The following is a 12,721-nucleotide window of genomic DNA, read 5'->3' as shown; positions in this document are numbered from 1 at the left end:
CTCCCCGCGATGTGGCTGTCACAGTTCGCCGTTAAGTTAAGCGCCAATGAGATCGATCTCATTAGCAACCAACGAGGCGAACATGTCCGATTTAGTGAGTGTGGCAAAGCTGGCTGGCGTTTCGCGCGCAACAGCGGCACGTGCCTTCTCTGATCCCCATCTGCTGCGCCCGGATACCTTAAACAAGGTACTGGCCGCATCAGAACAATTGGGTTTTCGCCCGAACCATATTGCTCGTCAGCTTCGCACGCAAAACTCCACCACACTCGGCGTGTTACTGCCCTCGTTGTTGAACCCGATCTTTTCACAGCAGTTGCAGGCCATGGAACGCCAGGCGCGCCAGGCGGGATTTGGGCTGCTGGTGGCGACCAGTGATTATCAACCGGAGCGCGAAGCGGCGATTGTCGAACATATGCTGCGTCAGCGGGTGGCCGGGTTGGTATTAACCGTGGCGGATGCCGATAACAGCGCGGTGCTGCATACCTTGCATGAGGCGCAGATGCCGTTTGTGCTGGCGCATAATGTACCGCAACAGCACGACTGGCCAGCCGTGTGTGTCGATAACCGTGTCGCGATGCGTGAAGCGACCGATTACCTGCGCCGACTCGGGCATCAACACATCGGCATGATTGCCGGACCGATGTTGCAGTCCGATCGCGCCCGCCTGCGTTATCAGGGCTACTGCGATGCGCTGCAACAGGCCGCCCTGCCGGTAATTGAAATGCCCAGTCACACCCATTCTGATTTTGCCCTGCTGCAACCTTGGTTGCAGGGGCCATCCGCCTTGACTGCCGTCATCTGCACCAACGATTTGCTGGCCATCAGCCTGATTGGCGCAGCCCAGCGTGCCGGAGTACCCATCCCGCAACAGCTTTCGGTGATGGGTTTTGATGGCATCGATATCGGTGAACAGCTCGCGCCCTCGCTGGCGAGTGTCGCGCAACCCGGTGAAGGGCTGGGAACCTGCGCCATCGACATGCTTTTACAACAGGCCAGCCGCGGTACGCGCGTACTGGCTCACCAACTGCGGCCCGGCGAAAGCGTGGCCGCACCTTTTGCTTCTGACATTGCCAACACCAGGGAACCATCATGAAATTAAAGAAAAAAGTTAAAATCGTGGCCGGAGCACTGGCCCTGACGATCGGTTCGTTATTCAGCGGGCTGACCCAGGCGGCGGAGACGGCGATTTGCTACAACTGCCCGCCAGAATGGGCTGATTGGGGCACTCAGTTAAAGGCCATCGCGCAAGACACCGGCATTCAGGTGCCGCAGGACAACAAAAACTCGGGCCAGGCGCTGGCGCAAATGGTGGCGGAGCAGGGCAATCCGGTGGCAGATGTGGTTTATTACGGCGTCAGTTTTGGCATCCAGGCGGACAGCGCCGGGGTCATCACCGGCTACAAACCGCAGCACTGGGATGAAATCCCGGCCGGGATGAAAGATCCCAACGGGAAATGGGTGGCGCTGCATTCGGGCACCATGGGCTTTATGGTCAACGTTGATGCTCTGGGCGGCGCGCCAATTCCGCACTCCTGGAATGATCTGTTGAAGCCGGAATACAAAGGGATGATCGGCTATCTTGATCCCGCCAGCGCCTTCGTTGGCTATGTCGCGGCAGTGGCGGTTAACCAGGCGCTGGGCGGCAATATGCACGACTTCACGCCGGGTCTGAACTGGTTCAAGAAATTGCAGGCCAACCAACCGATTGTACCGAAGCAAACCGCGTATGCCCGTCTGATCTCCGGCGAGATCCCCATCCTGCTCGACTACGACTTCAACGCCTATCGCGCCAAATACAAAGATCACGCCAACGTGGCCTTTGTGATCCCGCAAGAGGGAACGGTGACGGTGCCTTACGTTATCAGCCTGGTGAAGAACGCGCCGCATGAGGCCAACGGCAAAAAAGTGATCGATTATGTGTTGTCCGACAAAGGGCAGGCGATCTGGGCCAATGCGTTCCTGCGTCCGGTTCGCACCTCCGCGATGTCGGCAGAAGCGAAAAAATACTTCCTGCCAGATAGTGATTACGCGCGCGCTAAAACCGTTGATTACCAGCAGATGGCCGATGCGCAGAAAGCGTTCTCTGCCCGTTACCTGAGCGAGATCCATTAATGTCGCTGTCCGACACCCTGGCGGCCTCGCGCCGCCAGACGCGCCAACTGCCGGGCAGCCGTTGGCTGTGGCTGACGCTGCCCGCGCTGTTGTTCTTCTGCGCCTTCTGGCTGCTGCCGTTTGCCCGGTTGCTGCAAATCGGTATGCAGGCGGATCGTACCACGCAACACAGTGGTTACTGGACGGTGATCAGTCAACCGCAGTACCTGCTGAGTTTGCTCAATACCGTGCTGTTGTCGCTGGCGGTGACGTTCGCCACGCTGCTCATTGCTGCGACTGTCGGTTGTTTTCTGGCACGCCAGCGTTTTACCGGGCGCGGCACTTTGCTGGCGCTGCTGACCTTTCCGCTGGCATTTCCCGGCGTGGTGGTCGGTTTTCTGGTGGTGATGCTGGCCGGACGACAAGGGTTACTGGCGCAGATCAGTATGAGTCTGGTGCACGAACGCTGGACGCTGGCCTATTCGCTGATCGGGCTGTTTATCGGCTACCTCTACTTCTCTCTGCCGCGCGCCATTGTCACCCTGGTGGCGGCCAGTGAAAAACTCGACCACTCACTGGAAGAGGCGGCCCGTTCGCTCGGTGCCAGTCAGTGGCGCATCACCTGGGATGTGATTGTTCCGGGGCTGCAACCGGCGCTGCTCTCCACGGGGGCGTTATGTTTCGCCACCAGCATGGGCGCGTTTGGCACCGCGTTTACCCTTGGCACCGATTTGGCGGTGCTACCGCTGACCATCTACGGCGAGTTCACCAACTATGCCAACTTCGCGACGGCGGCGGCCCTGTCCGTGGTGATGGGGGGCGTTGCCTGGCTGGCACTGATGCTTGCACGCCGTCTGGCGCAGCGCACTGAGAAGGAGGCGGCATGAATCGTCGTGGACTTTTTACCCTGCAACTGCTGATTACTGCTCTCACCGCGCTGTTTATGATCGTGCCGGTGGTGCTGTCGATGCTGGCCGGGGTGACCAACAACTATTTTATCGGCCTGCGCAGCGGTCTGACGCTGAAGTGGGTGGAGCAGGTGTGGCAGATGTATGCCGACACCTTTTGGCTGTCGTTGCTGATTGCCTTGTGCTGTCTGCTGGTGACGCTGGTGATCGGCGTACCGGCCGCATGGGGCTTGCTGAAAGCGCCAGGCCGCTGGGCGGCGCGTATTGAAGAGTGTCTGATGTTGCCGGTGGCGCTGCCGGGATTAGCCACGGCGCTGGGTATCATCCTGTTATATGGCCAGTTCTCCGGCCTGCGCGATAGCTGGTTATTTATCCTGATTGGCCATGTGCTGTTTACCCTGCCATTTATGATGCGTCCGGTGCTGGCGGTGATGCAGGCGGTGGATATGCCGCGTCTGGAAGAAGCCTCCGCCAGTCTCGGTGCCAGCCTTTGGCAGCGTTTCTTTAGCGTGGTGGTGCCCAACTGCCGTAACGGCATTCTTGCCGGTGCTTTTATGGTTATCACCCTGTCGGTGGGGGAGTTCAACATCACCTGGATGCTGCACACGCCGCTGACCAAAACGCTGCCGGTCGGTCTTGCTGACAGCTATGCCTCGATGCGGCTGGAAGTGGGTTCTGCCTACACCCTGATTTTTATCCTGATGATTCTGCCGCTGTTGCTGCTGCTGAACGCGCTCAACCAATGGCTCAACCGCGCAGTTGCGCGCCAACACAAGGCATCGACATGAATAACGCCCCAGTCACTGTTCGGCTTCACAATTGCTCGCGTCGTTTTCATCATCACCTGGCGCTGCACCCGCTGGACCTGACGGTTAATGCCGGGGAAACCCTGGTGCTGCTCGGCCCCTCGGGCTGCGGTAAAACCACCACGTTGCGTATCATCAGTGGGCTGGAACGCTGTGATGCCGGTGGTGAAGTGTGGTTTGACGGGCGCAACGTCACCGAGTTACCGATTGAGAAACGTAATGTTGGCATGGTGTTCCAGAACTACGCGCTGTTTCCCAATCTCAACGTGGCTGACAACGTCGCCTATGGCCTGAAAGTGCAGGGCGTACCGCGTGCCGAACGTGAGGCGCGGGTACAGGAGATGCTGGCGCTGGTGGATCTCAGCGCGTTGGCGCAGCGTAGCATCGACAAACTCTCCGGTGGACAGAAACAGCGTGTGGCCCTGGCGCGCGCGCTGGCAGCACGCCCTAAAGTCTTGTTGTTTGATGAGCCGCTGGCGGCACTGGATGCGCGCCTGCGCGACCGTTTACGGCTGGAGATTGGCGCATTGCTAAAACAGCTGGCGATCACTGCGGTGTACGTGACGCACGACCAGCAAGAAGCGATGGCACTCGGTGACCGCATTGCTGTGATGGAGCACGGGCGGTTGGTGCAAATCGATACGCCACAACGCATTTATCAACATCCGGCCTCAAAATTTGTCGCCGATTTTGTTGGTGCGATTAACTGCGTTGATGTGGATGCCCGCGGCAACCCGCAACGTTTCTGTCGCCCGGAAGATGTGCTGCTCGCCAGTGATCAACGCTATTCCCGACAGGGGTTTGTTGTTGCCAGTACCTTTCTCGGCGCGTCTCAGCGGCTGATGATTGATATCGGCCTTGCCGCACCGATCCAGGTGGATCGTCATGCGCGTGAAGCCTGGCATGCCGGACAACCGGTGAGCTGGTCGCTGGCGCAGGATGCCGCCCTCCATTTTTCTGCTTCCTGAGGAACGAAGATTGTCTGAAGCCATGACGCTGATTGCGCAAATCAGCGATTTACATATTAAGGCGCAGGGTCGCCTCTCCTATAAAAAAGTCGACACCCAGGCCGCGCTGTTGCGGGTGATTGAGACGCTCAACCGGTTGCAGCCGCGCCCGGATGTGGTGGTGATCACCGGTGATTTGGTCGATTTCGGCCTGGCGGAAGAGTATCAAACTCTGCGTCAGGCGCTGGCAGAGTTACAGCTGCCATACCTGCTCATGCCGGGTAACCATGATGATCGCCAGGCGTTGCGTGACGCGTTTCCTGAGCATCGCTATCTGCAACAGGGCGAAACCCTCCACTGGCAGCAGCACGTCAAAGGAGTAAATTTGCTGGCGTTGGATTCCAGCGTGCCGCAGCAGCCGTGGGGTTATGTCGATGAAGCGCAATTGCAGTGGCTGGATGAAAAACTTAAGCAGGCACCGCATACGCCCGCGTTGGTGATGCTGCATCATCCACCTTTTATGACCGGCATCGGCCATATGGACCGGCAGCCGCTGCGCAATCCTGAGGCGCTGGCAGCGGTGATCAGCCAGTATCCGCAGGTGGAACGGGTATTGAGTGGCCATTTGCATCGCTCCATTCAGGCGCGTTTTGCCGGTACGCTGGCCTGTACGGCACCGGGGGTGTCACATCAGGTCGCGTTTGATTTGTCGCAACATGGCCCGGCCAATTTTGTCCTCGAACCCCCCGGTTTTTTACTGCATCGCTGGCATCCGCAGCAGGGGATGACGACCCATTTGTGCGCGATTGGTGATTATCCCGGTCCGTTTCCTTTTTACGACATAAACGGATTAATTGACTAATTAGCACCAGATAAAAGCAAAAGAATGGCTGTGTCGGCAGGATGCTTAGTGCTCAAATTGGGTTGTGGGTGTACAATCTTCCGTTACCTCACCAGGGTAAGTACGTCCAACAATAACAAGACTGCCAGGCACACCAATGATGAACAGACTCCTGATGGCGGGTGCGCCATGTTAACGCGCATCTGGCCTAAAACTGATCTGCGCACGCTAATCATGCTGCTGGCGATCACCAGTATTGTTATCACGCTTGCTAATGCCCTGTATGCAACATGGCGCGTGCAACGCATGGTCCTGATCGAAAGCACCCTCGAAGCCAATCGCGCCTATGCCACCAAGCTGGCCTCCACCACCGAAGTCTTCTTTCAACTGGCTGAATCGCAGCTGCACTACAGCGCGACCCAACTGGGCAAAGATTTCGATAATAACGATCTGGCGCAGGAAGAGGTGAACCGCCTGCGCGAGCAGACCAGCAGCTTCAACTCGGTGGCGGTGGTGAATAGCGACGGTATTGTGAAAGCCATTTCACCGGAATCCCTGATGCTGAAGGGCATGCAGCTGACCAGCCAGGCATCCCGTGAAGCGCTGGCAAGGCGCCAGCCGATGGTGAGCAAACCGACGCTTTCGGCGGCCAATAACCTGATCGTCTTCGTCTCCTGGCCGATCTGGAGCAAAGAAGGACGTTATCTTGGCTATGTTGGCGGCACTATCTATCTGAAAAAGAAAAGTATTTTAAATGCCTTGTTGGGTGAGCAGTACTACCGCGATGGTACCCATGTTTACGTACTGGATCGCAACAACCAGGTGCTGTATCACCAGAACAGTCAGTTGATTGGCAAAAGCGTGCCAGGCATTATCAGCGATCGTCAGCGCGGGGAGCAGACCAATGGCTCCCTTGAAACTCGCGAAGAAGGGGTAGAGAAGCTGGCGGGTTACGCGATTGTCCCCACTACCGGTTGGATGGTGGTGGCACTGAAACCGACGGATGTGACGCTGGCACCGCTCTCCGGTTTGTTGCTGAAGGTGCTGAAAAATTCGGTGCCCTTTGCGCTGTTAACCTTGCTGGCCGCAATCATCCTTTCGCGTCTGATTGCTTTACCCTTGTGGCAGTTGGCGCGTAAGGCCAGCCAGATGGATACCCAAAGTGTCTCGGGTGAAATCAATGGTATCCGCGCCTGGTACTTTGAAGCCGCACAGGTTAAACGCGCGATGCTGACAGGCATCGGTCTGGTCCAGGATAAAATTGGCCGACTGAAATCCGAAGTCCAGACCGACCCCATGACGAATTTGCTCAACCGACGCGGTCTCGGCGCGGTGCTGGATTATTTCCACGCCATGCGCCAACCCTTTGCGGTGCTGGCGCTGGATATCGATCACTTCAAGCGGGTCAATGACAACTTTGGTCATGATGTGGGTGACGAGGTGATCAAAAAGGTGGCGCAGGCGCTGCGTAACAGTGCCCGCCAGACCGACGTGGTCTGCCGTAATGGCGGTGAAGAGTTTCTGATGTTGTTGCCAGGCACCCCCGCCGAAGAGGCCCGGCACCTTGCTGAGCGCTTGCGGAAAAATATTGCTGACAACTGGATCGATAAGGTGGGCAATATCACCATTTCGGTGGGCATCGCTTTGTGGCAGCCGGAAAAGGGCACGCAGGAGCAGAGCCTGAAGCAGGCCGATGCGGCCTTGTATCAGGCAAAAAATGCCGGACGAAATTGTGTGATGCAGGCCGGGCAGGATGCCCTGGTCAGCAGTATCACACGTTAAACAGATATTAAGGATTCGTAGCGGCGCGATTTATCGCGCAGATTTTTCCCGTATAGTGCACGGGTTTGCGCGATAAATCGCGCCGCTACGGGAAAGGAAAGGTATGCTGGCTCTGCTCATTCAATGGTACAGGCGTCGTTTTAGCGATCCCCAGGCAATTGGCCTGGTGGCGATTTTGCTGGCGGCGTTTCTTATCCTCTTCTTCTTTAGTGGCTTGCTGGCCCCGCTGCTGGTGGCGGTGGTGCTGGCCTACCTGCTGGAGTGGCCCACTGTCCGCTTAGAACGGGTGGGATGTAGCCGCACTTGGGCCTCCAGCATCGTGCTGGTGCTGTTCGGCGGTATTGTGCTGGTGATGGTGCTGATTGTCGCACCGGTGGCGTGGCAGCAGGGTATCAACCTCACCCGCGATCTCCCCAACATGCTCAACAAACTTTACCTGTTTGCCGCCGGGCTGCCGAAACGTTACCCGGCACTGGTGGATGCGGGCATCATTGATATCGTGGTCGAAAACCTGCGTAGCCGCCTGACCGGACTGGGCGAATCGCTGGTGAAATATTCACTGGCGTCGCTGGTCGGACTGATGACGTTGATGATTTATCTGGTGCTGGTGCCGCTAATGGTGTTTTTCCTGCTGAAGGATAAAGAGCAGATGCTGAATGCGGTGCGTCGCGTCTTGCCGCGCAACCGTGGCCTGGCGGGCGTGGTGTGGCAGGAGATGAACCAGCAAATCACCAACTATATTCGCGGCAAAGTGCTGGAAATGGTGGCGGTGGGCGTGGTGAGTTGGCTGGCGTTTCTGCTGCTCGGCCTGAACTACGCGCTGCTGCTGGCGGTGCTGGTTGGGGTATCGGTGCTGATCCCTTACATCGGCGCGATGCTGGTGACCATCCCGGTGATCGGTGTCGGTCTGTTCCAGTGGGGACTGGGCAGCGATTTCTGGACCATGTTTGTGGTGTATCTGGTGGTGCAGGGGCTGGATGGTAACATACTGGTGCCTATTCTGTTCTCGGAAGCCGTCAACCTGCATCCGCTGGTGATCATTCTGTCGGTGGTGATTTTCGGTGGGTTATGGGGCTTCTGGGGGGTGTTTTTCGCCATCCCGCTTGCCACCTTAATAAAAGCGGTGGTACGCGCTTGGCCGGAAGAGACCATCGTGAACTAAAAAAAACGGGTGCGTAACGCACCCGTTGCTATCAGGCTGACTGGAGATAGTCCAGCACGATGTCATGGTGGTTAGACGTCTTGAAGTCGTCGAACACCTTTTCCACCTTGCCATCACCATCAATCAGGAAACTGATACGGTGAATGCCGTCGTAGGTTTTGCCCATAAAGGATTTCTCCCCCCAGACACCAAACTGTTCGCATACCTGATGGTCTTCATCAGACAGCAGCGTAAAGTTAAGCAGCTCTTTTTCGGCAAAACGCGATAGTTTTTCCGGTTTGTCAGTGCTGATGCCCAGCACCTCCACGCCGACTTTTTTCAATTCATCCATGTTGTCGCGCAGGCCGCAGGCCTGTACGGTGCAGCCCGGCGTCATGGCTTTCGGGTAGAAATAGACCAGAACGCGCTGTCCCTGGAAGTCGGCCAAATTTACTTGTTCGCCATCCTGATCGGGCAAGCTAAATTTCGGTGCGGTATCACCGGCTTTCAGTGGATTCATCACAACTCTCCATTTTTTTCTTCATGCTGTGGGTAATACACCATCAGGACCAAAAGTGCCAGGTGGAGTTTACCGTCAGGGTTATTTCCGCACACTGTTTGCCCAATCTGGACAGAGTGTGTGACGAAATAACCCGGAGGTCGCATCAGTGTGGTACGGCATCATCCGCCACGCTATATAAACGAATCGTACCCTGGGCGTGCAGTTCCTGACACAGTTGATTAAACGCCGGTTCGATACGGGTATCTTCTGCGCTGTGCGCCGTCATCTGAATATACAGCGTAGGCGGTACGCCATCCTGCGCCGGTTGAATGCGCGAAACCAGCTCGGCGATATTCATTTGATGTTTGTCGAACAAATCGGTGAACCGCTCGATGATATGGGGAGAATCCGGGACTTCAACCTGAACCCAGACGGTAGCGGGCATCGGCGGCGTGACGCGTGCGTTGGTACGCTTCATCACGATCAACAACTCCAGCTCGGCCCCTTTCATCGGCAGGGTAGATTCAATCAGGGTAATGGCATTCCAGCTTCCGGAGAGCAGCATAATAAAGGTGAATTCATCACCCAACATCGCCAGACGGCTGTCTTCAATGTTGCAGCCGCAGCTGCTGACATGGCGGGTGATGGTATTCACGATACCCGGACGATCAACGCCCAATGCGGTGATCACCAGATGGTGAGGCTGTGGCTGCGACAAAATGACATTTCCTGTGTGTTCGCTAATAACCATAAGGTAAACATAAAAAAAACTGCTGACAAGCGCGGGAATGGCTTGGCTCGCTTGCTTTTCCCTCGGCGTAAAACGTACCATGAAGCACTTGTTTGTCGAGGGGATCGCCCATGTTCACCGGAAGTATTGTTGCGCTCGTTACGCCAATGAATGACAAAGGCAATGTCTGCCGCGCGAGTTTGAAAAAACTGATTGATTATCATGTCGCCAGCGGCACCGCGGCGATTGTTTCTGTTGGCACCACCGGCGAATCTGCCACCCTCAGCCATGAAGAGCATGGCGATGTGGTGATGATGACCCTCGAACTGGCCGATGGCCGTATTCCGGTGATTGCCGGAACCGGCGCGAATGCCACCGCTGAAGGGATCTCCCTCACCAAACGCTTTACCGGCACCGGTGTGGTGGGTTGCCTGACCGTGACCCCGTATTACAACCGTCCGACGCAGGAAGGGTTGTTCCAGCACTTCAAAGCGATTGCTGAAAGCACCGATCTGCCACAGATGCTGTATAACGTGCCTTCACGTACCGGCTGCGACATGCTGCCGGAAACCGTTGCTCGTCTGGCCGAAATCAAAAATATTATCGGAATCAAAGAGGCAACCGGGAACTTATCGCGGGTTAGTCAGATCCAAGAGCTGGTTGATGATGAATTCATTCTGGTGAGTGGCGATGACGGCACGGCGCTGGACTTCATGCAACTGGGCGGTAAAGGCGTTATTTCGGTCACGGCCAACATTGCGGCTCGTGAGATGGTTGAACTGTGCGCACTGGCGCAGCAGGGCAACTTCGCCGAAGCGCGTCGCCTGAATCAGCGTCTGATGCATCTGCACCAGACGCTTTTCTGTGAACCCAATCCTATCCCGGTGAAATGGGCCGCGAAACAGCTAGGATTAATCGCGGATGACACGCTGCGTTTGCCAATGACGCCGCTGACCGAAGCCGGTCAGAGCAAAACGGCGCAGGCATTGATCAAAGCGGGTCTGCGATAATTTAGGGAGAATCAATGAGTTATTCAGTTAAGCGCTCGACGCTGGCCACAGTGGTGGGTCTTTCCACCCTGATGCTGCTGTCAGCTTGTTCCAGCGATCAGCGTTATAAGCGCCAGGTCAGCGGTGATGAATCTTACCTGCAGGCGCCTGAACTGCATGATTTAAACGCCCCGGCGGGGATGATTCTGCCTTTGCAGAATGGTGATTACGATGTACCGCATGCCGTTGCCAAAGGCGCGGTGGGTAAAGAGCTGGATATCCGTCCTCCTGCCCAGCCGCTGGCTTTGATGAACGGGACGCGCGCGCAGTTCACCGGCAATACCGGCGTACTGGCGGTAGAAAGCAGCCGTGGTTCCATCTGGTCTCAGGTGGTCAACGTGGTGCAGTCGTACAAATTCCCGATCGCCCAGCGTGATGATGCTGCACAGCAGCTGACCACCGATTGGGTGCAGTGGAACCGTGCGGATGAAGACAATCAGTATCGTGGCCGTTACCAGATCAGCGTGCAGAACCAGGGCTATCAGCAGGTGTTGACGGTTCGTCTGTTGGAACTGCAACAACAAGGCAAAACGGTGACTTCTCCGGTCCAGACTCAGCGCTATACCGCGCAGATGCTGAACGACATCAGTACCGGTATGGATAAAATCGATACCGCTGCTCAGGATGCCGCAGCCGGACGTGGCGTGGGACAGATTGCCGTCCAGAGCGGCGCTGATGACACGGGCCTGCCGCTGTTGATTCTGCGTTCACCGTTCAACCTGACCTGGCAGCGTCTGCCAGCGGCGCTGAAACGTGCGGGCATGGAAGTGACCGACAGCAACCGCTCGCAGGGTAGCCTGAATGTGACCTACAAGCAGCCGGGTAGCGGCGCGTGGGATGACATTGGTGCCAAAGATCCGGGCTTACCGAACGGCGATTACAAATTGCAGGTCGGCGATCTCGATAACCGCAGCAGTCTGCAGTTCATTGATCCTAAAGGTCACGTGCTGACCCAGTCGCAGAATGATGCGCTGGTGGCGGTGATGCAGGGCGCACTGAACAAATAAATTGCCTCAGGCCGGAGAATATCCGGCCTTTTTTTTGAGATTTTGGCATAATAGCGCCCGGCGAGGTAAACGATTGCGTATTGCCGCCGTGCAGCGGGTAACCGCTGTTGAACACGGGTTCTTTCATGTTTGGAGTTAACAAGATGCAAAAGCGAGCTGAGTTGTATCGCGGTAAAGCGAAAACCGTATACAGCACCGACAATCCGGATCTGCTGGTACTTGAATTCCGCAACGATACGTCAGCAGGAGACGGTGCACGAATCGAGCAGTTTGATCGCAAAGGGATGGTGAACAACAAGTTCAACCATTTCATCATGACCAAATTGCAGGAAGCGGGCATTCCGACCCAGATGGAAGCGCTGCTGTCGGATAACGAAGCGCTGGTGAAAAAGCTGGAGATGGTGCCGGTGGAGTGCGTCGTGCGCAACCGCGCGGCAGGATCACTGGTAAAACGTCTGGGTGTGGAAGAGGGCATGCTGCTCAATCCACCGCTGTTTGATCTCTTCCTGAAAGATGACGCCAAACACGACCCGATGGTGAACGAATCTTACTGCGAAACCTTTGGTTGGGTGAGCAAAGAGAATCTGGCGCGCATGCGTGAGCTGACCTACAAAGCCAACGACGTGCTGAGCAAAATGTTTGATGATGCTGGTCTGATCCTGGTCGACTTCAAGCTGGAGTTTGGTCTGTTCAAAGGCGAAGTGGTGCTCGGCGATGAGTTCTCACCGGACGGCGCACGCCTGTGGGACAAAGAGACAATGGACAAAATGGACAAAGACCGTTTCCGCCAGAGTCTGGGTGGCCTGATCGAAGCCTATGAAGAAGTGGCACATCGCCTGGGTGTGAAACTGGATTAATCTGCACCATTCTGCCACATGTTGCACGCCTCCCTCTCCCATCTTGTGGGAGAGGGCTGG

Annotated in this window: 13 protein-coding genes; 11 read left to right on the top strand and 2 right to left on the bottom strand. The window is 56.4% G+C overall.

Features of this window, described 5'->3' with window-relative positions; genetic code table 11:
• Nucleotides 1-82: 82 nt before the first annotated feature.
• From PAT9B_RS14580 to PAT9B_RS14545, 8 genes are all read left to right on the top strand, one after another.
• Nucleotides 83-1,093 carry a LacI family DNA-binding transcriptional regulator gene (locus PAT9B_RS14580; RefSeq protein ID WP_013510043.1) on the top strand — a complete coding sequence of 337 codons (1,011 nt, stop codon included), beginning with the start codon at nucleotides 83-85 and terminating at the stop codon, nucleotides 1,091-1,093.
• Nucleotides 1,090-2,112, top strand: a complete 1,023-nt coding sequence (locus PAT9B_RS14575; RefSeq protein WP_013510042.1) for an ABC transporter substrate-binding protein — start codon at nucleotides 1,090-1,092, stop codon at nucleotides 2,110-2,112. The genes PAT9B_RS14580 and PAT9B_RS14575 overlap by 4 nt, the downstream gene beginning before the upstream one ends.
• Nucleotides 2,112-2,978, top strand: coding sequence for an ABC transporter permease (locus tag PAT9B_RS14570; RefSeq protein WP_013510041.1), 867 nt, complete (start codon nucleotides 2,112-2,114; stop codon nucleotides 2,976-2,978). The genes PAT9B_RS14575 and PAT9B_RS14570 overlap by 1 nt, the downstream gene beginning before the upstream one ends.
• The gene (locus tag PAT9B_RS14565) at nucleotides 2,975-3,787 is read left to right on the top strand and encodes an ABC transporter permease (RefSeq protein ID WP_013510040.1); all 813 of its coding nucleotides are present in this window, start codon (nucleotides 2,975-2,977) and stop codon (nucleotides 3,785-3,787) included. Before PAT9B_RS14570 ends, PAT9B_RS14565 begins: the two co-directional genes overlap by 4 nt.
• Nucleotides 3,784-4,773: an ABC transporter ATP-binding protein gene (locus PAT9B_RS14560; RefSeq protein ID WP_013510039.1), complete on the top strand. Its 990-nt coding sequence runs from the start codon at nucleotides 3,784-3,786 to the stop codon at nucleotides 4,771-4,773. Before PAT9B_RS14565 ends, PAT9B_RS14560 begins: the two co-directional genes overlap by 4 nt.
• Before the next feature lie 22 nt (nucleotides 4,774-4,795).
• Nucleotides 4,796-5,614, top strand: a complete 819-nt coding sequence (locus tag PAT9B_RS14555; protein WP_083810330.1) for a phosphodiesterase — start codon at nucleotides 4,796-4,798, stop codon at nucleotides 5,612-5,614.
• A 168-nt stretch (nucleotides 5,615-5,782) separates the two neighbouring features.
• Entirely contained in the window at nucleotides 5,783-7,375 is a 1,593-nt protein-coding gene (locus tag PAT9B_RS14550) for a sensor domain-containing diguanylate cyclase (RefSeq protein WP_041525832.1), read from the top strand.
• A gap of 103 nt (nucleotides 7,376-7,478) precedes the next feature.
• Entirely contained in the window at nucleotides 7,479-8,537 is a 1,059-nt protein-coding gene (locus PAT9B_RS14545; protein WP_013510036.1) for an AI-2E family transporter, read from the top strand.
• 31 nt (nucleotides 8,538-8,568) lie between these two features.
• On the opposite strand, the gene bcp is transcribed toward PAT9B_RS14545, so the two are convergent.
• Both bcp and PAT9B_RS14535 read right to left on the bottom strand, forming a co-directional pair.
• Nucleotides 8,569-9,036, bottom strand: a complete 468-nt coding sequence (gene bcp / locus PAT9B_RS14540; protein WP_013510035.1) for a thioredoxin-dependent thiol peroxidase — start codon at nucleotides 9,034-9,036, stop codon at nucleotides 8,569-8,571.
• Nucleotides 9,037-9,181: 145 nt separating this feature from the next.
• The gene (locus PAT9B_RS14535) at nucleotides 9,182-9,736 is read right to left on the bottom strand and encodes a glycine cleavage system transcriptional repressor (RefSeq protein ID WP_013510034.1); all 555 of its coding nucleotides are present in this window, start codon (nucleotides 9,734-9,736) and stop codon (nucleotides 9,182-9,184) included.
• A 143-nt stretch (nucleotides 9,737-9,879) separates the two neighbouring features.
• Between PAT9B_RS14535 and dapA the strand changes: the two genes are divergently transcribed.
• The 3 genes from dapA (at nucleotide 9,880) to purC (ending at nucleotide 12,661) form a co-directional block, all read left to right on the top strand.
• A complete protein-coding gene (gene dapA / locus PAT9B_RS14530; protein ID WP_013510033.1) occupies nucleotides 9,880-10,758 on the top strand; it encodes a 4-hydroxy-tetrahydrodipicolinate synthase in 879 nt (292 codons plus the stop codon).
• 14 nt (nucleotides 10,759-10,772) lie between these two features.
• Nucleotides 10,773-11,804 carry an outer membrane protein assembly factor BamC gene (gene bamC / locus PAT9B_RS14525; protein WP_013510032.1) on the top strand — a complete coding sequence of 344 codons (1,032 nt, stop codon included), beginning with the start codon at nucleotides 10,773-10,775 and terminating at the stop codon, nucleotides 11,802-11,804.
• 143 nt (nucleotides 11,805-11,947) lie between these two features.
• A complete protein-coding gene (gene purC, locus PAT9B_RS14520; protein WP_013510031.1) occupies nucleotides 11,948-12,661 on the top strand; it encodes a phosphoribosylaminoimidazolesuccinocarboxamide synthase in 714 nt (237 codons plus the stop codon).
• The last annotated feature ends 60 nt before the right edge of the window (nucleotides 12,662-12,721 follow it).

This window comes from Pantoea sp. At-9b (assembly GCF_000175935.2).
Lineage (GTDB): Bacteria > Pseudomonadota > Gammaproteobacteria > Enterobacterales > Enterobacteriaceae > Pantoea.
The sequence above is the reverse complement of the archived record's forward strand: the minus strand, read 5'-3'. Positions and strand labels throughout refer to the sequence as shown.

Excerpts from the sequence above, each read along its gene's own strand:
- bcp (WP_013510035.1), bottom strand. The coding sequence starts at position 9,036 with ATGAATCCACTGAAAGCCGGTGATACCGCACCGAAATTTAGCTTGCCC.
- PAT9B_RS14565 (WP_013510040.1), top strand. The coding sequence starts at position 2,975 with ATGAATCGTCGTGGACTTTTTACCCTGCAACTGCTGATTACTGCTCTC.
- PAT9B_RS14550 (WP_041525832.1), top strand. The coding sequence starts at position 5,783 with ATGTTAACGCGCATCTGGCCTAAAACTGATCTGCGCACGCTAATCATG.
- PAT9B_RS14570 (WP_013510041.1), top strand. The coding sequence starts at position 2,112 with ATGTCGCTGTCCGACACCCTGGCGGCCTCGCGCCGCCAGACGCGCCAA.
- PAT9B_RS14560 (WP_013510039.1), top strand. The coding sequence starts at position 3,784 with ATGAATAACGCCCCAGTCACTGTTCGGCTTCACAATTGCTCGCGTCGT.
- dapA (WP_013510033.1), top strand. The coding sequence starts at position 9,880 with ATGTTCACCGGAAGTATTGTTGCGCTCGTTACGCCAATGAATGACAAA.
- PAT9B_RS14580 (WP_013510043.1), top strand. The coding sequence starts at position 83 with ATGTCCGATTTAGTGAGTGTGGCAAAGCTGGCTGGCGTTTCGCGCGCA.
- purC (WP_013510031.1), top strand. The coding sequence starts at position 11,948 with ATGCAAAAGCGAGCTGAGTTGTATCGCGGTAAAGCGAAAACCGTATAC.
- PAT9B_RS14575 (WP_013510042.1), top strand. The coding sequence starts at position 1,090 with ATGAAATTAAAGAAAAAAGTTAAAATCGTGGCCGGAGCACTGGCCCTG.
- PAT9B_RS14545 (WP_013510036.1), top strand. The coding sequence starts at position 7,479 with ATGCTGGCTCTGCTCATTCAATGGTACAGGCGTCGTTTTAGCGATCCC.
- bamC (WP_013510032.1), top strand. The coding sequence starts at position 10,773 with ATGAGTTATTCAGTTAAGCGCTCGACGCTGGCCACAGTGGTGGGTCTT.
- PAT9B_RS14555 (WP_083810330.1), top strand. The coding sequence starts at position 4,796 with ATGACGCTGATTGCGCAAATCAGCGATTTACATATTAAGGCGCAGGGT.